Origin of the sequence: Lysinibacillus sp. FSL L8-0312 (genome assembly GCF_038003285.1) — a bacterium.
GTDB classification, from domain to species: Bacteria; Bacillota; Bacilli; order Bacillales_A; family Planococcaceae; genus Lysinibacillus; species Lysinibacillus fusiformis_D.
This window is the reverse complement of the sequence record NZ_JBBOOV010000001.1, coordinates 589707-611895: the sequence shown is the minus strand read 5'-3', so window position 1 is coordinate 611895 and position 22189 is coordinate 589707. Positions and strand designations below refer to the sequence as shown.

16 protein-coding genes and 2 pseudogenes are annotated in these 22189 nt (G+C 34.7%); 2 read left to right on the top strand and 16 right to left on the bottom strand.

All coding sequences use genetic code 11. The features are described 5' to 3' along the window. Positions 1-37: 37 nt before the first annotated feature. Both MHI22_RS03230 and rpmG read right to left on the bottom strand, forming a co-directional pair. Positions 38-181 (bottom strand): annotated as a pseudogene (locus MHI22_RS03230) (GTP-binding protein); the annotation flags it as partial. A gap of 151 nt (positions 182-332) precedes the next feature. Then, positions 333-481, bottom strand: a pseudogene (gene rpmG / locus MHI22_RS03225) (50S ribosomal protein L33). 376 nt (positions 482-857) lie between these two features. On the opposite strand from rpmG, the gene MHI22_RS03220 reads away from it, so the two are divergent. Continuing rightward, positions 858-1987 (top strand): IS3 family transposase gene (locus MHI22_RS03220; RefSeq protein ID WP_340811031.1). Its coding sequence is split into 2 segments (ribosomal slippage): positions 858-1104 and positions 1104-1987, totalling 1131 coding nucleotides; the frame shifts between segments, so codons are not numbered across the junction. Positions 1988-2364: 377 nt separating this feature from the next. Here MHI22_RS03220 and MHI22_RS03215 read toward each other — a convergent pair. From MHI22_RS03215 to MHI22_RS03170, 10 genes are all read right to left on the bottom strand, one after another. Next, positions 2365-3444 carry an EAL domain-containing protein gene (locus MHI22_RS03215; RefSeq protein ID WP_340811030.1) on the bottom strand — a complete coding sequence of 360 codons (1080 nt, stop codon included), beginning with the start codon at positions 3442-3444 and terminating at the stop codon, positions 2365-2367. Between the two features lie 232 nt (positions 3445-3676). Further along, a complete protein-coding gene (locus MHI22_RS03210; protein ID WP_340811029.1) occupies positions 3677-5413 on the bottom strand; it encodes a methyl-accepting chemotaxis protein in 1737 nt (578 codons plus the stop codon). An 85-nt stretch (positions 5414-5498) separates the two neighbouring features. After that, the gene (locus tag MHI22_RS03205; RefSeq protein ID WP_340811028.1) at positions 5499-6944 is read right to left on the bottom strand and encodes a sensor histidine kinase; all 1446 of its coding nucleotides are present in this window, start codon (positions 6942-6944) and stop codon (positions 5499-5501) included. After that, positions 6937-7599, bottom strand: coding sequence for a response regulator transcription factor (locus MHI22_RS03200; protein ID WP_058843104.1), 663 nt, complete (start codon positions 7597-7599; stop codon positions 6937-6939). The genes MHI22_RS03205 and MHI22_RS03200 overlap by 8 nt, the downstream gene beginning before the upstream one ends. A gap of 708 nt (positions 7600-8307) precedes the next feature. Further along, on the bottom strand, positions 8308-9354 hold the full coding sequence (locus tag MHI22_RS03195; protein WP_058843103.1) for a Fic family protein: 1047 nt from the start codon (positions 9352-9354) through the stop codon (positions 8308-8310). 505 nt (positions 9355-9859) lie between these two features. Next, complete coding sequence (locus MHI22_RS03190) at positions 9860-10819, bottom strand: ETX/MTX2 family pore-forming toxin (RefSeq protein WP_082673669.1); 960 nt, start codon at positions 10817-10819, stop codon at positions 9860-9862. Positions 10820-11665: 846 nt separating this feature from the next. Further along, positions 11666-12226, bottom strand: a complete 561-nt coding sequence (locus MHI22_RS03185; RefSeq protein ID WP_340811023.1) for a hypothetical protein — start codon at positions 12224-12226, stop codon at positions 11666-11668. A gap of 312 nt (positions 12227-12538) precedes the next feature. Further along, positions 12539-13126, bottom strand: a complete 588-nt coding sequence (locus MHI22_RS03180) for a hypothetical protein (RefSeq protein ID WP_271913249.1) — start codon at positions 13124-13126, stop codon at positions 12539-12541. 576 nt (positions 13127-13702) lie between these two features. Then, a complete protein-coding gene (locus tag MHI22_RS03175; RefSeq protein ID WP_340811022.1) occupies positions 13703-15658 on the bottom strand; it encodes an AraC family transcriptional regulator in 1956 nt (651 codons plus the stop codon). Between the two features lie 470 nt (positions 15659-16128). Then, positions 16129-16932 (bottom strand): nucleotidyl transferase AbiEii/AbiGii toxin family protein, encoded by an 804-nt coding sequence (locus MHI22_RS03170; protein ID WP_058843099.1) that lies wholly within the window; start codon positions 16930-16932, stop codon positions 16129-16131. A 714-nt stretch (positions 16933-17646) separates the two neighbouring features. On the opposite strand from MHI22_RS03170, the gene MHI22_RS03165 reads away from it, so the two are divergent. Continuing rightward, positions 17647-19443, top strand: coding sequence for a UvrD-helicase domain-containing protein (locus MHI22_RS03165; RefSeq protein ID WP_340811021.1), 1797 nt, complete (start codon positions 17647-17649; stop codon positions 19441-19443). Positions 19444-19612: 169 nt separating this feature from the next. Here the strand turns inward: MHI22_RS03165 and MHI22_RS03160 are convergent, their stop codons facing one another. The 4 genes from MHI22_RS03160 to MHI22_RS03145 all read right to left on the bottom strand — a co-directional run bounded on the left by MHI22_RS03160 (position 19613) and on the right by MHI22_RS03145 (position 21892). Further along, on the bottom strand, positions 19613-19951 hold the full coding sequence (locus MHI22_RS03160; RefSeq protein ID WP_330494031.1) for a hypothetical protein: 339 nt from the start codon (positions 19949-19951) through the stop codon (positions 19613-19615). A 305-nt stretch (positions 19952-20256) separates the two neighbouring features. Next, positions 20257-20511, bottom strand: a complete 255-nt coding sequence (locus tag MHI22_RS03155; protein WP_340811020.1) for a hypothetical protein — start codon at positions 20509-20511, stop codon at positions 20257-20259. Between the two features lie 170 nt (positions 20512-20681). Then, positions 20682-21473 (bottom strand): class I SAM-dependent methyltransferase, encoded by a 792-nt coding sequence (locus MHI22_RS03150; protein ID WP_340811018.1) that lies wholly within the window; start codon positions 21471-21473, stop codon positions 20682-20684. Beyond that, positions 21461-21892, bottom strand: a complete 432-nt coding sequence (locus MHI22_RS03145) for a BrxA/BrxB family bacilliredoxin (RefSeq protein WP_036122610.1) — start codon at positions 21890-21892, stop codon at positions 21461-21463. Before MHI22_RS03145 ends, MHI22_RS03150 begins: the two co-directional genes overlap by 13 nt. Between the last annotated feature and the right edge of the window lie 297 nt (positions 21893-22189).

Genomic DNA, 22189 nt, shown 5'->3' with positions numbered 1-22189 from the left:
AGGGGTATAAAAGTAAGATGAATGCTATCTAAAAGTAATCGGCATCAATGTTAATTTCACTCATATCATTTACAATGACTGCCATTTTTAAATCTTTTGTATTCGATAACAAATTATTAAGTATTGTTGTTTTACCAGCCCCTAAATAACCACTTAATGATGTAACTGTGATTTTATCCATGTTAAAACTAATAAATAGTAATCATTACGATTTGAAATATATTTTAGTTAATCATATTTCTAATCATATTGCAAGTATTTTTTTAAATTAAAAACACTTTTAGAAGACTCGAAAATTACTGACGAATCTTTCTAAAAGCGTTTTTACTTTATTATTTAGTTTCTCGGCGAAACGTACACGTTTTAGTCGGGGAGAATACTTTTTTAATTCTAATCGTTCTGGGTTATTTCGTTTATTTTTAGTCGTAATACAATTTTTATCACCTGTTTCTGTACATGCTAAAGTAATATTGACTCTCATTTCTAACACTTCATAATTAGTAATGATTACGCTTTGAATGGCAGTTCATTATAATTACTTCGTCAAGGGATCTAATTTCATATTTCATAAAATTTATCAATTCTTATTGGAATTGATAGATGTTTCTTATTAATTTTAGATCAGTCACTTATTTGAATGATAAGCTAACAATCCATATAGATTTTGATAAATCCCTTAAAATAACCTCATAAATAAAAAGGTTATTTTATTAACTTACGCTTTTCTCATCATAAATACACAAAAATATTAGAAATGTTTACGTTATTTGAGAAAGGAGTGAATCGGCTACACTAAGTTGGACATAAAAAATAAGGGCTAGTACACTTAGACTACCAACTTAAAGGAGCGTGCTACTATGTCACGTCAACGTCGAACTTTTACATCTGAATTTAAATTGCAATTAGTAAAACTTTATGAAAATGGAAAATCCCGTGCAGATATTGCCAGAGAGTACGATATAACGCCTTCGGCTTTAGACCGTTGGATTAAAAACCATCAAGAAACCGGTTCATTCGCTGCCAAAGATAATCGCTCTGAAGAAGATAACGAACTAGCTCGATTACGCAAAGAAAACCAACGTTTACTGATGGAGAATGATATTTTAAAGCAAGCAGCGCTGATCATGGGACGAAAATAGATGTGATTCGAAATAACGCTCACAAATATTCAGTATCAGCAATGTGTGACGTCCTTGATATTCCGAAAAGTACGTATTACTATCATGCCGATGTTTGTGGCAAACGTGCGCTAAAAACTGAAGATAATGAGATTTCCAAAGAGATTGCTCGTATTTTCAAAGAAAGCCGTAATAATTATGGTACGCGTAAAATCAAGAAAGAACTAAGTAAATTACCAGAGCCAAAACACGTATCACGTCGTCGAATTGGTCGATTAATGAAAGGTCTTGGACTAGTATCAAACTATACAGTAGCACAGTATAAGGTGCATAACTCAACATGTAATGAAGCGCCGATAAAAAATGAATTACAGCGCCATTTTGAGCAAGAAGAGCCGTTGGCTGTCATCGTGAGTGATTTAACATATGTCCGTGTCGGAACAAAATGGCATTATGTATGCTTATTTGTCGACCTTTTCAATCGTGAAATCATTGGCCGTAGTGCTGGTGCAAATAAGACAGCAGAGCTGGTTTATCAAGCACTAGTAAGTATTAGAGGTAACTTGAACGACATACAAATGTTTCATACAGACCGAGGTAAAGAGTTTGATAATAAGCTCATTTCAAAAGCCCTAGAAACATTTGGAATCCAGCGATCCCTGAGCATGAAGGGATGCCCTTATGATAACGCCGTGGCTGAGGCGATGTTTAAGGTATTTAAAACCGAATTCGCTAACGGAGCACATTTCTCTACTCTTGAACAGCTCGCTCTTGAACTAGATGATTATGTTCATTGGTTCAATAACATTCGAATTCACGGGACACTAGGCTATTTAACTCCAGTGGAATTCAAGCAACAGACCTTATAATTTTTGTCCAGTTTAGTGTTGACATACCAGAGTTTTCTTATTTCAGAAAAGCGCCCTAGTTGTTTTATCGCTTCCTCTTTCGTTAATGTCTCTGCTTCTGCTTTGTTAAAAATGACTTGTACCTTCTCTTTTGAAATCTCATTAGCGTTAGCTGGTTACTCACTTGATCTACCACAAATTCACTACTTCCAATAATTTGAGTTGGGGACTTTGCTGCAAATGCAGAAAATATAGTATCAAAAGTTGTAGCAACCAATCTCATGTTCTTTTTATAATATTTCATTTCCTTTTAAGGTGTATTTTGTCTTACAAGTTAATCCTATATGTGCAGCTACACTGGAGATTGTCTGGAGTTCCCTTTTTGCTTCATAGTTTGTCTATCTAGTAAGATTCATAAATAGCATCAATTCATTTATAGTGAGGGGTTTAGATACGTAATAGCCCTGTATTGAATCATATTCGGCCTCTGATATGGAATTAAGCTGCTCAACGCTTTCTACTCCTTCTATAATCACTTTTAAATCTAGTGTTTTGATAAATTTTGTAAGCAATGCAACTACCTTTTTATTTGAGTTGCCCTCAATAAACAATCTATCTAATTTCACCCCATCTAGAGGAAACAGCGAAATATATTGAAAATTGGAATAGCCAGAACCAAAATCATCAATTAATAAAATATGACCACGTTCACGAATAATTTTTAAATTTTCTCTCGCTTCGATTCCCATTAGGGTTTCCTCCGTTAATTCAAAAGCAATTCGTTTGTTGTTCGTAAAATTAATGTCATCCAAATGCTCCATTAGCCAAGTGATATCATTGATTAATGAAGCAGTTAAATTAATCGAGACATAAACTATTTCATTATATCTTTTCAACAAATCAACAGCTTTATTAATAATATTCTTAGTTAACTTTATCAAACTCTCATTATCTAACATCGGAATAAAAACACCTGGTGATATCGAACCTAGTTCTTCGCATTTCCACCTGCTTAGTGCTTCAAAGGATAATTGCCTATCATTGTGCAATATGGGTTGGAAAACGATTTCAAACTCTTTCGATAGTAAACATTCCTGTGAAATGGGTGCTTTTACAGCATAACTATCCTTATTTTGCGAATAGACTTGTCTAACGTAATTTAACGCTGGAAGTCTTCTATCTTGTACATATAGGTATTGTGTCCTTACATAATCAATATGTGATAAATCATTAATAATGGAAAGAGCCTGCGACTGAACATTACAGACTACTATATATTCCTTATCAAATACTCTGTAACATTCAACCTCTGTTTGATACATTGCTAATTCTCTCTTAACCTCATCTATACAATTAAAAGTATCTACATTATGCCAACTTATGATTGTAATATATACTAATGCGAAAGATTTTTTATTTTCAATACTCGTCAATACAAACTTACGATTTGATTCAAATTTTGTTATCCCAGTCTCCATCCTAATTCCTCCAATTATTATCAAAAAATTACTATACATATAATATATTTTATAAAGTGAATCTGTAGTTGGCGTGTATTGAATGTGAAGTTTATGTGGAGCACTAATAATTGGTTAAAAGTGGATAATTCAGCTCTTTTACTTGCACAAAAAAAGAGCTAACAAATCACCACTTCAAGAAATTTGCTAGCTCACTATATTTAGTTTAAATGGCTGCCTTTACCATCGTTATTTATTCATCTGTTTTAAAGTTCGATACTAAATTTTGAAGCTCCTGCGACATCTCTGCTAAAGAACGGGATGCAAATGTCATCTCAATCATCGTAGCAGATTGTTCCTCCGCTGCCGCTACGACTTGTTGTGTATAGCTTGATGACTGATTGCTAACATCTTTTACTTTCCATATTTCATTTACAAGAATGTCTGTATTCGCACTAATATCTTGAATTTCTGTAGAGACAGATGCTAGTTTATTGTTAATCAGGTCTACATCAAATGCGATTTCTTCAAATGTTTTCCCCGCATTCGCAACATGATCTATCCCCTTTTCCACTACCATTTTTCCTTCATTGACAGTTTGTACTGTATTTTGTGTATTCATTTGAATATCACCTATTAAAGCAGAGATGTTGTTAGCTGCATTGCCTGATTCCTCTGCTAATTTCCTCACTTCATCTGCAACAACAGCAAATCCTTTCCCTTGTTCTCCTGCTCGTGCTGCTTCAATTGCTGCGTTTAAAGCTAGTAAATTGGTTTGAGCTGCAATGCTAGTAATGACATTAATAATCTCACCAATCTCTTGTGATTTACTTTCAAGCAATTGCATTGCTTCAGTCGTCACGATGTTCTGTCTATTAATTTGATTCATTTGTTCCACTGTCTGTGTAATGACTTCATTACCATAAAGAGAAACCTTAGAAGTTTCAATGGATAGATCGCTTAATTCTTTAATATTTTTCGTAATTTCTGTGATGCTTGATGATATCTGTAAAACTGAATGATTTGCTTCCTCCATACCAGCCAGTTGCTTTTCTTGCCCTGTAGAAATTTCTTGAATAGCCTTAGTAATTTCATCTGAGGCCATGCTTGTTTGTTCACTACTCGCAGTGAGTTGTTCAGATGTAGCTGCCACATGTTCGGCTGAACTTGAAACGGATTCAATCATACCTCTTAAATTTGTAGTCATCGTATTAATTCCTGTCGCTAAATGACCTAACTCATCTTTATTTTGAACTTTTAGATGCTTAAAGGTTAAATCTTGATTAGCAATCTTTTGAACACTATCAGTGACCATCTGAACTGGAATTGCTAAATGTCTTGAAAATAAAAATATAACGATTAAACCTATAACAACACTACTAGCAAGTGTAACCATAATCGTATGTTGAATTAACTGAACGCCGTGATTAAATGATGCCATGAAGCTACTAGCACTTACCACCCAACCCCAGTTCGGATCTAAAGCACTATAGGCTATTTTGTCTTCTTCTGTATCAGGTTGGTTCGGTAATGCTCTAGCGTAATATGTAAAATCCCCACCCTTTTCTGCTGCTTTTATCATATCTTGTATCATATAAATTCCGTTACTATCAACGCTCTCCCAAGCATTTTTCCCTTCTGAGAAAGGATGGGCTATTCTTTGACCATCTAATCCGTAAATAGCAAAATAGCCGTCCTCACCTAAATCAACATGAGTAGTTATTTTACGGGTACCATCACTATGTAAATCGCCAATTAAATGTTGTTTTACTTTTTCTTGAGCATCCTCTAATGATATTTCTCCCGTTTGAACGGCATAATTCATTGCATCAATTAACTGAAGTGCCATTTCAACATTATTTTTCAGCATTTTTTCTCCCATATCATCCAAGTGCTCTTTAGCAGAATAATAACTGCTTACGCCGATAATTAAGCTTGGAATGAATAAGAGGCTTAATGTAATCACAATTAACTTTGCCCTGATCTTCATTATCTATCTATCTCCTATCTTCAAGTGAATCAAGATTCCTGTTTCATTCGGTTCTAAAATTTGAGCTGCCCTTCGTAACAATTATTTACCTTTCAGGAAATGTCACTAAAAATTGAATACCATTCTCCATATTATTCACTGAATAGTTAATAGAGAGTGATTGAAATATTTGTTTGACAATATATAAGCCTAAGCCACTTCCACCAGTGTTCCTATTTCTTGATTTTTCGATTCTATAAAAAGGCTGAAACAATTGTTGTAGTTCGTCTGCTTTTATTTGTACACCTGTATTAATGATTTGGATTTGAATCTGGTTTTGTTTTGAATCCTCCGTCAATGCTAAATATACAGTTTCTCCCTGTGGTGAATACATAATTGCATTATGGATAATATTTTTTAATGCTTTTTCTAATAAATCACTGTCTGTAAATACGTAATTATCTGGTGGGATTTTGTTAATGATTCTAATATTTTTCTGAGATGCAAAAAAAGCGAGGTCCTTCGTAATAGTCTCAATTAAATCTAGGAGATTTATTTCTCTTGCTTGGATTTTAAATGTATCTTGTTCTAGTTTGGACATACTTAAAATTTCACGGACGAGTTGTTCTGTTCTTTCAATAATTTTACGGTTTTTTTCTAAATAGTAGTCACGATTTTGATAAGGTCCGATATTATAAATCATCCCTTCTATATAACCTTTCATGACAGTGAGTGGCGTTTTTAATTCATGTGCAACTGTAGTGAAAAACTCCCTACGTTTTGTTTCGATTTTTCTTTCTCTTTCAATATCATCTTTTAATTGCTCATTTGCTATTTGTAAATCATTCATTGTCTTTTGCAAGTTATTCGACATTTCATTTAAGCTATTAGATAATTCCTCTAACTCATCATTGGAACGAACTACTATATTTTCGGAAAAATCAAGGTTTGCCATCTTTTGCGCACGCTCATTTATATAAAGGAGTGGTTTTGTAATAAATCTTGAATATAGATAGGCACTGCCCAATCCAATACCCACTACTATGATGCTAATATAAGGGAGAAAACGTACTAAGACCTGTGAAGCTTCATCGATAGGTTGAAATGTAGCAAATACATTCACGATTAAATTACCTTCATCTAGAAATTGAATGGGGAAAGATTTATGAAATGCATTTACTGTTTCTTCATTTTGTAATGGTGTTGTTTTTCCAGTAATAATTGGTGGCGGCGAATTTCCCTGAATCATGAACGAAGGTGAGTAGATAATATTTCCGTCCTTTTCTTGTAGGTAAATGATGGCATTATTTTCTTTGGAGTACTCGTCCAAAAGATTTTTTGCATGTTCTAATTTTATTTTTTCTGATTTTTTAATGATGTCGACCATACCTGATTGGAGTTGGTTTGTTTTATATTGTTCGTAAAATGTCGGAAGGAAGAAGTATAATGTTAAATAAATTAATACTGCAAAAGATAGCAATATAAGAGAAGTAATCATAAAAAGTTTATAGGTTATTTTTTTCATCTTCATGATGTCTACAATCCTACTCATCAATTTTATATCCAATACCCTTGACTGTTTTAATATAGGGTATATTTAATTTTTTTCTTAAATTTTTTATATGTGTATCAATCATCCGTGTTTCTCCTGAATAATCATATCCCCAGACTTTTTCTACAATGATTTCTCTAGTAAGTACTTTTTTTTCGTTATGAAGTAATAGTTGTAAAATCTCGAATTCCTTTGTCGTTAAAGATATTTCCTCTTTATTTACATAAGCTTTGTATCCGTCACAATCAACATTAAGTTCATTAAAATGTAAATCGTTACCCCGATTTTTATAATTGCTTCTTCTGAGAATGGCTTGTACACGTCTAATCAACACATGAAATGAGAATGGCTTCGTTATATAATCGTCAATACCAAGATCAAAGCCCTTCATTTGATCTTGTTCTTCTTCTAATGCCGTTAGGAAAATAATCGGTATATTAGATTGACTACGAATCATTTTGGCTACTTCAAATCCATTTAGATTTGGCATCATCACATCAAGAAGAATTAAATCAAAGGGTTGAGTATTTAATTTCTTTATTCCCTCTACTCCATCTGACGCTACCGCTAAAGTATAATTTTGTGTCTTCAAAAACTGCTTAATTAATTCTTGAATTTCTAAATCATCTTCTATTACAAGAATCTTGTAGTTCATTAAGATCTCCCCCTAGTTAGCCATTATAACCACGCAATCTGTAGTTTATGTGAAGATACCTCGTTTTTTCTAAAAAAATATAAATGAACCCTACGATTATAGTCATACTTAGATTTCATAAAAATAAGTTCCATCATAGAATAAAATTCCCCCAAATATCCACAGGCTTAATCTTGAATCTGCTGATTTTTTTGGAGGAATGTATTCTTCATCATGACATGGAATTTTTATAAAATGGAACTCTTTCATCTTCGTATAATCATTAAAGAAAAGGAGATGTTGCCCACTGCTAGATATGAGTGGATTCTATTAATACTGAATGCACGTTTGAAAAAATTTATTTTCATATCACCTTGATCGTCCAACTAAATTCGACCTATTTGGCGTCAATATGGAGAACGTGGAATTTGTATCTAGAGATAGAAGGGAGTTTATGTGAGTCAATAGAAACTAAAACGTGTCCACTTAGATTAGATGGCATCAAACAAGAGGAGTATCATTAGGAGGTGGTATAACATAAAATGACCAACGTTTTACAACCAATACGATTTGTTATTTTTCTCAGTTAGTTTTTAGCACATTTCGTTTTCATTCCTACCATTTGCACAGTGGTTGAACGTGAAGCATGGATAAGTGACTTGGCCAGTGTAATTCCAATATTCCTTTTCGCATTACTACTATTTTTTCTGACTTAGTAGCCCTCCGACTTCAAGATTTGACTTTCATCCAGCACGCATTTCTCCCTTTTGAAATCAGTTTAATTTCACCACCTACTTGTAAATCAGTTAAAGCTTTACTAATTGTACTTTCGGCTATATCAGGATAAATACTTCGAATGTATTCTTTTGTAAAGGGTTGTTCTTGATTAAGAATAAAATTCTGAATTCGCTCTATCTTAGTATGTCTGCATATAGAATCCCGTATTCTGTTATGTAGATTTTTATAAGCCTCTAAAATAATAGATAAGAATGTTTTTAACCAGAAGCTCATATTATGCCCATTACAATACCAATTTACCGATGATTGATAGACGGCTTCATAGTATTCTGCCTCTCTTTTCTTGATATATTCATCTAAACAAACATATTTAACAAATGTATGTCCGCTTTTTACTAGTAATAATTGCATTAACATAAGCATTAATCTACCATTACCTTGACTAAATGGGATTATACAATAAAGATTGAATATAAAACGAGCTATCAATATAAGTGTAGGTAACTCTTTTTTATGGTTTAATACATTGTACTGGTTGCATAATTGTTCTACAGCCATTGGGATATTTTCAGGAGGAAGAGGACGATAAACAATCGTGTGCATCCCTTTCTCCGGAATTCCCGGGATAGAGAATGGCTTTTGACGCCATTTTGCACCGTCAGAGGTAATAAAATGAACTAATTGAAAATGCAATTCTTGTATAGTATCTGGACTAATAGAGAAAGCACTAGATTTTTCATGTACAAGTGTCAGCGTTTCATAATAACAAAATATCGCATCTTCTGAGATCGATTGGGGTATCATATCTTCTAAAATAAGTTCTTTTAAGCGCTTATTAGAAACTTTTATATCCTCATATACAGAAACATAGTTTTTTATATATTGTAGTGGCATCGCTTTTGCAAGCCTAGTGAACATATCAGGTCTTTGCTCTTGGTAAGCGGTCAACTTTCCTTTATATTCACTAATTTCACTAACTAAGTTTATTATTTGTTGCTCACCACTATTTATATATTGATCTTCGAAAAAATTTCTCATGTGGTTCCTCCTTTCTTGGAAATCCTGTTGCTTTTCCTTTGTTACAATCATACAGATTATTATTTTCAATTGCGAATCTTCATTAAATTAAACAAAAATACTAAAAATAACATCGTTTATTATTCTATATTGGTTCATTCACTGTATAAATGTAGCGCAATTAGAAGATAAATACGCATAATTCTTATCGGTCCATTCGTTTAAATATTAAAATGTCACAAAAAATAATTCATATGCTTTAGGCAAGAATATGGAAGTATTTCTCCCAGGGTAAATTTCACAAAAAATGAAGTCAACCTGAACGATAAGGATTGATTTAGTGTTTTCCAAGAATGTTTTGTTCACAAAGTTGATTGATAATCTATCGTTTCGATTGCCATTCATTGTAACATACCTAAAGCTATAAAAATTTTGATAATGTAAAATGTTATCCAATTTTTAGAGGCAATATAAAAATGCAATACCCTTACTTTTAATACGCTAAGGGTATTGCATGCTTCTATTCTTATTCAATTATTTTAGTAGCCACAGAAAGGGTTTCAAAATTAACAGGAATTTTTTTTGTTTCTATTGTTACGGGCTTTTTCGAATCTGTAATATCTGTTATTTTAGCATATAAACGTGTACCGAATTCTGTGCTAAATCGTCCTTCGCCCGTCGCTCTAATTCCAAATCGATCATTTCCTTCTGCATTATCTCTAATTACGCGTTCAAATCCTTGAGTATCTGAAGCAAAGTTCATGGCAGAATATAAAAGTTGAGGGCTCATCGGTAAATTATTGTAATAATAAGTAGCGTCCCCATATAAATCTGCATTCAGTCTGTTTCTGCCCGATATTGTTATTTTTTCAAATACATACTCAACTTTATATTTTTTCCCTGCTGGAACAGGAAATCCTTGTGGAGGCACAGTGAACTTTCTAACTTGTGATTTCTCTGTAGTGTTTGAAGTGGACATATTATAATCAACACTAAAACTTTGCGAAGCTGAGACCATCATTACAGATAGGGTTGCATTGTAGTTATATCCAAATGTCCAACCTGAAGTATTGGTTGTACTAGTCATTTCCTTAAATTCATGCTCATATCCACTAGTAAATAACGTTACCTCATGCCCTAGATTATTTTCTAAAATATTTTCTCCAATTGTCAAAATTTGAGCGTTTTCAATCATAGACCCTTCTATAATATTACCGTTTAATTCGGTATCTTTTATATGGTGGTATCTATATTCTGTACCATCAAAAGCAGCACTGATCAGCATCTTTTTCACTCTTTCATCAATATCTTGATAGGCACTATTTTTATTTTGACTTTGTTCAGCCGCTTTTATGTTGCTTGAAACAACTCCAATATTATTCCCCGTCAGTCCTTGATTTTCAGAAGCACTTGCATTATTAGAAAAGGGACCGCCTGCCAATAAAGTACTTGTTACTACACCATACAGTATTATTTTATTTTTCATTGTGAAACCCTCCTAATATTTTTTTATTAAATATCTAATATTAATAGATTATTTAATATAAATATAATATCGAATGTCACAATTTTTTACAAAAAGGGGTTAAAACTATCTTTTATAAAGACATATGGATTGATTTTACTATTTTTTTAATAGTTTCTATCCCTAAATATATTGTTTATTTTGTATTTATGGCAGAAGGATATAAAAAACAATAAAAATTAGCATAAATTGTCATAATTTATTGATTTGATTTTTCTCTGAAATTAAAAAAATCGCTTATTATTCTGTATAAACGCAGCACAAATAGAAGCTAAATACGCATAATTCTTATCAGTCCATTCGTTTGAATAGTAAAATGTCAAAAAAATGAATTCAACTTGAACGATAAGGATTGATTTAGTGTTTTCCAAGAATGAAAGTAAAAATATGTTGCGGGTTGGTTGGGACGTATATCTTGTATAACAAACGAAGGTATAGTGGTTAGAGGAGGTAAAAAATGAGTGCAGTAGCAGGAAGTAATATAGCTAAGTGGGAAGTAAGATGCAGGATTCTCAAAAAAGAGATTCATATAGGGAAATTCTCTAATAAAGCTTAATTGTGAAAAATTGAATAAGTTTACGAGGTATATAATAGCGATTCAATCGATAATAGGACGAATACTTGTTGCTATTTTAGAATCAGCAGATTATTATCATACAACAATTATTCAAATTTTGAAGAAAAAATCTATTTTGTTCAACTTAAACGTCTCTTACTAAGCTAAGAAAAGTTAAAACCAATACCTTCGAAAAAGGCGGTGGTGTACCGCCTCTACAATCGACAGAAGATATTTAAACCTCAGTTTCTTCAAAGAGAAAATGGATTTCTAAACCAAAAACTAGATGTAATTTGTTGAATTCTTGAGAACATTTCACCCATATTTGTACTTAAAATTATTGGGATTTGTTGTGGATATGATGCTTTTGCTTTAGCTGTATTATGCTTGTCTACATGAGACTTAGCCGCCATTTTATTTGGTTTTAATCTAGAATTTACTAACGTGTTCATAACTATATTTGAAGAAGGTGAGATAAATCCTTCGCTCGTTAAATCAGTACTTTTTAATAGTTGTTTTTGCACTTTGGATAGATAACGATCCTCATCTAATTGAGCTTCGAGTAGATTTAGAAAACCACTCTGAGTATTTAAATTGATCAAATTAAATAATGTAGGATTTTTTAAAAACAGTTGGTTTTGTAAATCAGATAAATTTTTTGTATCTGAACTCTTAAGAAGGACTTCTGTTAATATTTGTTTGAAAGAAGCTTTTTGTTTTTCTGATAAATTTAATGTTTTATTTTCAGGCAATTCTTGAAGGAGTGTTTGTGTGAAAAGTAGATTTTCGATAGAAAGGGAATTTATATTCACGTTTATCTCCTTTCCTTTCTAAGTACTATTTTGATACACAAAGAATGGGATAGAATCGAAAATTTTATGCTGCGTATTTAAGAACCTTATAGCTAAATTAGTAGCTAGTTGTTACATTGATTGATTCATGCATATAGTTACTAGTATTTGTAGAACTCATTTTATATTGTTAAAAACGAATAGACACGCCTTTAAAAGAGGCGTTCCAAACTGTAAAAGCTTTAAAGTATACTAGCTCTGATTGACATCCAACAGAAAACTGTATTTAGTTATCAACGATTACCTAAATTACAATTCGGTCTAAAAAAGAAATTATATATTAGACGATAAAGAGATCTTTCCATTTGTATATTTAGAAATATCTTTAAGCATGTTTATTGCTTTTTCATTGCTCAATAAATGATCGATTTTAGGATCAATTCCAAGGATACTAGCATTAGATGTGCCAGTAAAATCAATGTCTATTTGCTCATATTTTTTATGTTTTAGCCTAGTCTTCTCCTTCTGTAATCGATGTTCCTCCATGTAATCTAAAAGAGTAAGTTGTGCCCTTTTTCTAGCTGCTTTTTCTTTTTCGCTTAATGGACACTCAAAACGTTGTCCATTCACAACAACCCAACGTTTTTCACCATCAAAGCCCATTTCACTCCATTGACATTCAGGATTATTGGTAGTGTAGTTTAAAATTTGGTTATAGGTATAGGAATCTACATAAAGTGTCGTTTTGATTGCTGTGCCCTTATCAAGTGTTTCCATCACTGTTTTCCCTGTACTAGAGAGTTCTACTGCATCTTTGAAATGATTAAATTGATTCGAGATACTATTGAACTTAGACTTATTATTTGTACCATGTAATACATTATTGTAATTCATCATTCCTTTTACGTTGTTAATATTCATTTTTCATTTGACCTCCTATACTATAGAACTTCTGATTATACTATCCCATTTATGAACGTTAACCGTATCCATACAACGTGCCATCACCAATGAGTGTGTACACTTTTGATCTTTTGGCTAGGGGCGTTCATAGATTATCTAATGTACATATCATATTAAATGTCACTAATTTTCACAAAAAAGGGGTTAAACTATCTTTTATAAAGACATATGGATTGTTTTTAATCGTTTTTTAATCGTTTCTTTCCCTAAATATATTATTTATTTTGTATTTAGGGCAGAAGGATGCAATAAAATGATTGATGGTAGTATCAATTGTCACAATTTATTAATTTTTACCTATCATCATACGTTCGTAAGAAATTTGCAAAAAGCAGACGAGGTATCTATACATAGGAAATTGTGACAAGGGAAGGCTCTAGAAAGCAACTTTTAATCGGTTGCTTTCTAGAGCCTTGTTAGGAATCTGTAAAGGGATTAAATTCATTGTAAATAATAGAGGAAAAACGAGATGATGAAGAAGACAATATTTTTCAGCTACTTAGCCTAAGTAAGTCAGTTCTTACGCTACAATATTTATTTTGTTTTGGCAGCTTCCAGAATCCAATTAGCTAAATTGTCTATTTGCCCTTCTACAGCAATTGGGTCTCGGAACCATGACTGGCTTTCAGTCCACAAGAATACTTTTCCATCGCGAATCGCAGGCAGGTTACCCCAAATCGGATCAGCCTGTAGTTCCTCCAATGTCGATTCTGTTGTTAAAACCAAATAATCTCCAGTATATTCAGGAAGCAATTCCAGTGAAAATTCATAAAATGATTCAGCTAGCATATGTTCGGGAATCGTAGCAGGCGGATTCGTGCCCAATATTTCGTACATGATTCGACCACCTCGTCCAGACTTCGGTCCGAATAAGAATACCTTTCCATCATACTCCTGCATGATAGAGACGGTCTCTCCCTCATCAAGTACAGCTTGAACTTCATCATGTAACTTACTTGTGCGACTCTCAAAATCGGTAATCCATTGTTCAGCGACATCCTTTTTGTCTAATAAATCACCGAAATATCGCATTTCCTCCTGAATACTTTCAAAGCTATTATAAGGCATAGCCACTGTTGGCGCGATGAGCGAATATTTGTCCACTGTTTCTTCTTTATTAATATTTGTAATGATTAAATCTGGTTTCAAATCAACCAGTGCTTCAAGCGAATCTCCCACATTAGTGACACCGTCAAGCATCCCTTCTAAATACGGACTTTCCATCAATAAAAAATCAGATGCCACTGGTTGGACGTCTAGTGCCAACACGGTACCTAAAAATGCCGATGCTGCTACACGTTGTGGATGCGCAGGCACTTCCACATCTCCGAGAGCGGTCTTAATTGTTCGCATTTCGATATTGGCAGGTGCTTCTGCATTCAATTGATCAGATTTGGCTGCGCCACTAGTTCCCTTTGTCCCTTCTGATGATGTCCCGCATGCCGATGTAACCATTGTTAGACACAATAGTGTCATCGCTAACATATTTTTTTTACTCATTGCCATATCATTTCCTCCATCTAACATTAATTGATAATGAATATCATCACCGTTTAAATGATACATGGCTGGATGTGGAGCAACAATGGACAAATCTGTCCAATTCATAGTATCTTTCGAACCTACAAACTGGTATTGCCTGCGATATTCCCCTGGAGTTATACCTGTTTGTTTCTTAAACATACGGTTAAAATAGACTGTGTCTGGATAACCAACATAAGCAGCTATTTCTTGTAGCGTCGCTTCGGTATCACACAGCAAATTTCGTGCCAAGTCTATGCGTAATCGAATCGTATAATCAAGTGGGCTGCATCCCATCTGCTCTTTAAATTTCCTTGAAACATACTGTGGGGTGTAATTCATTTGATGGGCCAACTGCTCCATGGAAATCATTCCACGATAATTCCTTGCGATATAGCGGACAACTTGTTCAGCCAACGTTGGGGCGTGTGCAAGCTCCATCCGCTCCTGTAACGCTGCATGGACGAAACGGATGAACTCCCCCTTAGCCTTCAATCTTCTTAATTCATGGATATCCTTCATGTCTTTCTCTTTGTCTATCTGCCCATTATCTATTTGTTGCCAATCGCTCAACATTGTTTCTAGCCTCTCCAACATAACGAGCGGTTCGGATGGCGACACTGCCCAACTTTTCATAAATGGATTGTCTGTTTGCATCATCATATGAAACTCCCGCAATGCTGAAGCTGGCAAAGAAGCATTGTATAAAATCATGTAGATGTCAAGAAAGTCAGTAGATTGAACCGTTATCCGCTGCCCCTTGCCGATATGTATTAAATGAAACCGTTCGGATAGCCATACTTCATCGTTTACCCACAGCTCAGCACGTCCATTTGCCACAAACATAAACGTGCTTGCTGGTGTTACATAATTACGAATTTCATCACCACGCCCAAGTCGTTTTACCCGAATGTCCAGTACACGAATGACGACTTGATTCCACAGTTGAATTTCTTCGCTTATATTCATAATATTGCCACGAAATGAACATTATTAATCCTGTCCATTAGATTGCTCCTTCCCATAGATCATACAGCTTCAATGATTATCATTCTCATTCAGATTTACAACATAACAAATACTATTTGAGGATGTCAAGGCAAGCAAAAATACTTTATCTAACTATACCTCTTGCAAAGTTTTCCCCGCCTCAGACATATTTTTTGTCGGCTGCACAGCAATTCGCCTGTTTGAACAATCTCTTGAACACATAAGCTAGCCAGCTTTATCCTATTCTTCACCTAATCCCTTAGTGATTCTAGAAGGGAAAATTCATCAGTCATAATAGATAAATCCGCTCTCCTTTTTTAGTTTATAATGTCTACTTCTTAATGCATTGATGCGTTAGATAATAACTAAAAATGTTTATTCTATTCCCATATAACTACTTATACTACGTAGAAACCCGCGAACAACATAATGTCCGCGGGTTTCTATCGTTATTGCCAAGCCTGATTGTCAAAGTGCCACTGCTGGAAAAATTCATGCTCAGCCAATAGCACTTCATGAATTGGGCTGAAAAATTGTTTTAGTACGCCTGTTAATTCGAGTGTAGTGTTTAGCTCAATTGTAAAATGATGGCGCTCAAATAATGCTTCTATATACGCCTGTAAGATACGTCCTTCTATGTTTTGGGTTTGCAACAGTTGATTGACTTCCAACATTGCTTTTGATGTTTTCTCTAAGGCTGGATATTGATACATTTCGATAAATTTTTGTGCTATCACGAATTCCGTTGGATATGTATAAAGCACAGCCACCTCGCTGGCTAGTAAGGTTGGAAACATAATGGTTTTCGGTGTCACTGGCACACTTTCTTTATAGGTTATTCTTACTTCTATGTATGTTGTTGTTTGGCCTAGTGTAGCTGGTATTGTGAAATGAATACCGTCTTCTGTTAAAGCACTCTCTATTTTTTCTGCGTTCCACTCAATGCCATCCTCTGGTACTGCAATCGAACAAATTTCTTTCAATGCTTGTTTCACTATTTCCTGTTGACGAGCACTCGGCTTCGCTAGCAGTGTGATTTCTTTTGTGGGCTTCACCAATCCCTCTGTTAATGCAAATAATAATAAATCCCCTGCTAAGTAAAATTGATCGTTATATGATGAGACAGATAAACGATAAAGGAGCCTTTCTTGACAATAAAGTGATACTAGCTGTTCCCTATTTTCTTGCCGTGCTGCAGCCATTTCTGTTATTTGTGTAAACACATTCGTGGATTGTGTGCTCATTGTTTCCATAAATATCCCTCACCTTTTTGATTTTTCAGTTTTTTCATGTCGGAATTTAGATTCTTACTAAAATTCATGCTTTTATTATCACTTATTTAAGGTATAGAGTAAACGGTAATGTATACCAAAAAAGCCTGTCGTAGCTAGGGACGACAGGCTGGGAAAATTAGACAAGGGGCAGCCTCGCTATTGCGAAACTACCCCTTTAGTATTTATAGGTAACATTCTCGTAAATTGTAAAAGTCTCAACCCAATCGTCTGGGGAATATTATCTTGAAACCAGATTCGTTTCATCACCGCGGTAAAATTCCACTGTGTGCCTTCTAACTTAAGCAACGCAAACCCTACCATCTTTTGCGTCCTTGCAGCCCCAAAGCATGCGCCAGTGTGAATAAGTATCTACAAAAACAAAAAGCAGAATGCCAGATTACAGAAATATGCTACCTAAAATAGCACGTCTCTTATTATAGCACAGTGAATTAAATAAGTAAAATATTTTATACAAAATACAATTTCACACTCTTTTTTCACTCTTTACTCTTTCTAATTCATATACCTAAAGACTCATAAAAATTCCTCTTTAGAAAGGATCATATTTTAAATAACCAATGTTTTAGCTTATAATAATACTTTTTTACCACAAGACTAAAGTTGTTGTTTTTTACAATATATAGTGTATTATAAATATTGTATAACACACTAATATTTGGAGGTTAATATATTTTGCTACATATCATACCAAATGATCTTCCTACATTAACTAAGGGCGAGCGCAGTGTGCTCAATAAGATTAAAAATTTATATAAAACACAACAAAGTGATGCCTATCTCTATATTCAACCCAAGATTAAAAATCTTATTCCAGATTTTATTCTAATTGATTGTTTAAGAGGAGTAAGTATTTTAGAAGTGAAGGACTGGAGTATTGACTACCTTGCCTCTTGGACTCGTCTAGAAATTAAAAATATCAATGGCGAAAAACTAGATAATCCAGTATTTAAAGCTGGTCAATATTATAAATCTCTGGAAGGCTTATTTTCAATGGATGATAGATTATACAACACGCAAGGTGAACTAGATGTGAAGCTCTCTTCCTTTGCTATTTTGCCTCATTTAAAAAGAGCTACCTTTGAAGAAAATCGCTTAGCAGATGTTTTTAATCAGAAACCTGCACACTATCTATTATCGGAGGATTTTAACGGTTTAGAAATCTCAGACTTATTTTCAGAAATTAAGCCTTTAAGCCCTATGTATTTGAAGATGCTCAGAGCAATTATCTTCCCAGAGATTCAAATTCTCTCTACAAGTGAAAACCACACGCAGGAACTAATTGCTGCATTAGATGCTGAGCAAGAACGATTTGCTAAAAATATTTCATACGGTCATTATATGGTGACGGGAGTACCTGGCAGTGGAAAAACAGTTATGCTTTTAGCAAGAGCAATTCATTTGATCAGAGAAAACCCCGATTGGAAAATACGCGTTTTAACATACAATAGAAGTTTAGCTACAAAACTAGAACAAAAAGTAAAAAGCTTAGCAGAAAATTTATCATTTTTAGATATACATATTGAGAATATTGAAATCAGTACCTTCCACAAGTTTGCACTAGATATAGCACATGCCTCTGTCCCAAAACTATCTGGTGATGAACAGCAAAAATGGTGGGACTATGATTTGCCAAGTTTGTCTCTACAAAAAGCTAAACCGAAGTATGATGCAATTTTAATTGATGAATACCAAGATTTTTTAGACGATTGGATTCGTTTAGCCATTCAAAGCTGTAAGACTTTTAAAACTATTGATAGTAAAAAAGAAGAAAAAAACAGCATTAATTTATTTTTAGCTGGCGATCGCTTACAAGGTCTCTACCGTTCAACAGATACACCTTGGACAGAAATTGACCCTATTTTAGACATGCGCGGCAGAAGTAAATTACTAAAAAAAGCCTATCGTTCAGCCAATGAGCATATTGATTTAGCTCTACAATTTTTAAGTGTAGATGAAAAATTAAAAGCCGAGGTAGAAAAATTTTATTGCCCTATGAAGGAAATTGAGTATGAAAATTCGGTTGAAAATGGCATCGGGATGATTGAGGGAGAACTTGAAGAGGTAGCCATAAAAATTGAGGAATTGATTTATAAAGCTGGCTATAATCCAAATGAGATAATGGTACTCTGTAAAGACTGGCAGAGAGCTAACACTTTCATCCAAACACTTCCAAAGGTGTTACAAGCAAAAGCGGAATCATTAAATAAAAAAGCATCCACTGAGCATAAAATTATTGTGACAACTTATCAATCAGCAAAAGGATTAGAAGCTCCGATCGTATTTTTATTGGATACAGATCGATTTATCTCTACTTCTGTAAAAGAAGAAGCATTAAAATATCGAAAAACTATGTATGTAGGTATCACAAGAGCCTCTGAACAATTGTACATTCACGCTGAAAACTTCCATCAAGAATCCTATGCACAGGAAATGAAAGTTCTACTTCAACAAACAGTGCCTGTTCAGTAAATCGAACAATCTCAAATACCTGTGATTTCTGTAAAAAAGCCAGTTTATAAGTAGATAAACATTGGAAATTTATATACAACATACACATCATGATATATGACAAAAAATCAGTATGGTAGGACATGTCACCTAGCATACTGATTTTATTATTGCATACTCCATTTCCACTCTACATTTTAATGACAACCCTTTTGTTAGTTGACGGATCAAGGCTGATGACTGTTAAAATCCCTATGGCTGCAATCACAGCAGGCACATCAAACGATACAATCGCTGAGTTTAATGGCAAACCAAGTACAGCCCTTACTAAAACAGCCTGTACCAAAACAATAACGAAAGCCATGATTATAAAAGCTAGACCAAACAAGCCGCCATAGCGATAAAACCCTGCACCAATCAGCCAGCCGACTAAATAATAGCCAAAAATATTGAGGGCAAAGACGAAATTGCCAACAGCCAATGATTTTGTAAATCCACGAATGGCGATACCATCACTGTTTGTTTCCAAAAATACCCCCAAATGAACTGCCCATATTATCAAGCCTAATGTCAGTTAGTGAACTAGTATTACGAAATGCTAATTTCTCCCGTTCTTCATTTCGTATATTTTAGTATAATGAGATTTTTTGTGAAATGAACAAAAAGCCCCGAATAGTGAAGTTTTCTTTATAGCTAAGATTTTCATAAAAAGTTTCATTCTTAACCTTAACTTATTTAACAAGTTTGTTCGGTTCATCTACAAATGCGCCTAAAATATAACCGCAATCTTGACAATAGTATGAGGTTATTTTAGAGGAATTTCCTAGATGAGAATTAAGCGGTGCATTTTTTTTTAAATGATTCTTCTGGAAACATGTGGAGCGGAGCATGAACAGCTCGAATAATACCCTTAAGAATGTTCTGACTATTACAATTTGGACATGTCTTCAATTCCATCACAATCCCTCCATAAGCTTTTATATATTCTATTATAAACTTTTTTAAGCCTTCATAAATAACCATCTCAACAAAAAAACTTAATGAAAAATTTGCGCAAGCTAAAATTGTTGAAAGGCTTGCTCTATCCAAGGATCATGGAGAGCAATATTCAGTAGCACTCACACATTTCAGATATTCTGATGCATTATAATGTCCTCTACTACTTCACTTCCGCAAAAATTAAAATGACAAAAGATGCCCAAGTCAGACATTTCGAACTGTTGGACATCTTTTGTCATATATTCTACATCTATTGGAGCTTAGTAGACTTCTAGCACACCATAATGAAACTTCGCGGTTACTCTCGTCAATTGCTGGAAACCGTACTGTGCAAACCACTCTGAACGAAAATGTGCCTTTAATACCACCCGCTTTTTCGCTACACGCTTGGCCTCATAAACCCATTCATCCGTTAATGTAACGTGCTCACCCGCGAGCCGTAACGCCTGAAAATTATTCGCCTCTTCAATGACCTCTTCAAACATCGGGTCCATATAGACCACATCAAAGGCCTTGTCTGGCAAGGTTTTTAAATAAGCAATCGCTTCAGCCTGAACTACCTCGATTCGTCGCATACAGGCGGTTAATGGTAACTCGGACGTATCATAGGTTTGCGTCCCCCGACTGACAATAAACGCTACATTTGGATTTGCTTCCAGCCCTACTACATGGCCTGTCTCCCCCACGATATAAGCCGCTAACATAGCATCTGCAGCAAGACCTAATGTACAATCCAACACCGAATCACCCTGTTGAAGCTGTGCCGCTTCCAAAAAGGGCTCTGCCTCACCACGAGCAACACGCTTTAGTCGAAACGCTGCAGAATTCGGATGAAAGAAAAAGGGCTCCTGTGCCCCATAGGCATAATATTCATAGCGATTCTTCCCCGCCACCATCACATGTGCCTGCAACTCCTGTGAAATCTTACGAACAGAGCGCTTTTTCCGTGGCTCGAATGTAGCACCTAATGTTTGACACGCAAAAGCAGCGAGCACCATCGATACTTCGTCTGGTCTGCCCGCTGTCGTCACAATCGTTTTTAGTTCTCGCATGTTTGCTCTAACACGCCAGTTAAATGAGAGACAATTTGCTCCACAGGGAATCCCTCGATTTGTTCACGTGGAATAAAGTAAGCCAATTCCCCGTCCTTTAAAATCGCCATAGACGGTGAGCTCGGTGGCACCTCTTCAAAATAACCGCGCATTGCTGCAGTCGCCTCTGGATCCTGCCCTGCAAACACCGTCACAAGATGGTCAGGCTTCACCGCAGCAATTGCCTCGCGCGCTGCTGGACGAGCAAGTCCTGCCGCACATCCACATACCGAGTTAATAACCACTAACGAAGTCCCCTTCGTCTCTGCCATAAACTCATTCACCGCATCAGCCGTTGTCAGCTCTGTAAACCCAGCCTCCACTAGCTCCTCACGCATCGGCTTCACAACCTGCTTCATATATTCATCATAAGCGTTCATGCTTTTCCCCTCTTTCCTATGTATTCGCAAAGCTTATTATAGCAAGGTTTTGTGTGAATGTACAAAGACATGCTTTTTGTTTGATTTTTGGGGAAATTTGACTTTTTTGTAACAGAGAATGAATTTATTTAAAGTCGTTACTAACCTAAAAAATGAATTTCCACAATCTTCATGGAAATAAAAAAGCCCAAGCTTGTACTCTGAACAGCTCCCCGTCAAGTAGACAGTTTTAAAAAGATTAAGTGGCCATCTGATGTCGATATTCTATCGGTGTCAGGTGGTTGAGTCGTTATTGGG

What these genes read in the sequence shown, in the direction of transcription:
- MHI22_RS03215 (WP_340811030.1), bottom strand. Translation starts at nt 3,444, where the DNA reads ATGGAGACTGGGATAACAAAATTTGAATCAAATCGTAAGTTTGTATTG.
- MHI22_RS03210 (WP_340811029.1), bottom strand. Translation starts at nt 5,413, where the DNA reads ATGAAGATCAGGGCAAAGTTAATTGTGATTACATTAAGCCTCTTATTC.
- MHI22_RS03205 (WP_340811028.1), bottom strand. Translation starts at nt 6,944, where the DNA reads ATGAGTAGGATTGTAGACATCATGAAGATGAAAAAAATAACCTATAAA.
- MHI22_RS03200 (WP_058843104.1), bottom strand. Translation starts at nt 7,599, where the DNA reads ATGAACTACAAGATTCTTGTAATAGAAGATGATTTAGAAATTCAAGAA.
- MHI22_RS03195 (WP_058843103.1), bottom strand. Translation starts at nt 9,354, where the DNA reads ATGAGAAATTTTTTCGAAGATCAATATATAAATAGTGGTGAGCAACAA.
- MHI22_RS03190 (WP_082673669.1), bottom strand. Translation starts at nt 10,819, where the DNA reads ATGAAAAATAAAATAATACTGTATGGTGTAGTAACAAGTACTTTATTG.
- MHI22_RS03180 (WP_271913249.1), bottom strand. Translation starts at nt 13,126, where the DNA reads ATGAATATTAACAACGTAAAAGGAATGATGAATTACAATAATGTATTA.
- MHI22_RS03175 (WP_340811022.1), bottom strand. Translation starts at nt 15,658, where the DNA reads ATGAATATAAGCGAAGAAATTCAACTGTGGAATCAAGTCGTCATTCGT.
- MHI22_RS03170 (WP_058843099.1), bottom strand. Translation starts at nt 16,932, where the DNA reads ATGGAAACAATGAGCACACAATCCACGAATGTGTTTACACAAATAACA.
- MHI22_RS03150 (WP_340811018.1), bottom strand. Translation starts at nt 21,473, where the DNA reads ATGCGAGAACTAAAAACGATTGTGACGACAGCGGGCAGACCAGACGAA.
- MHI22_RS03145 (WP_036122610.1), bottom strand. Translation starts at nt 21,892, where the DNA reads ATGAACGCTTATGATGAATATATGAAGCAGGTTGTGAAGCCGATGCGT.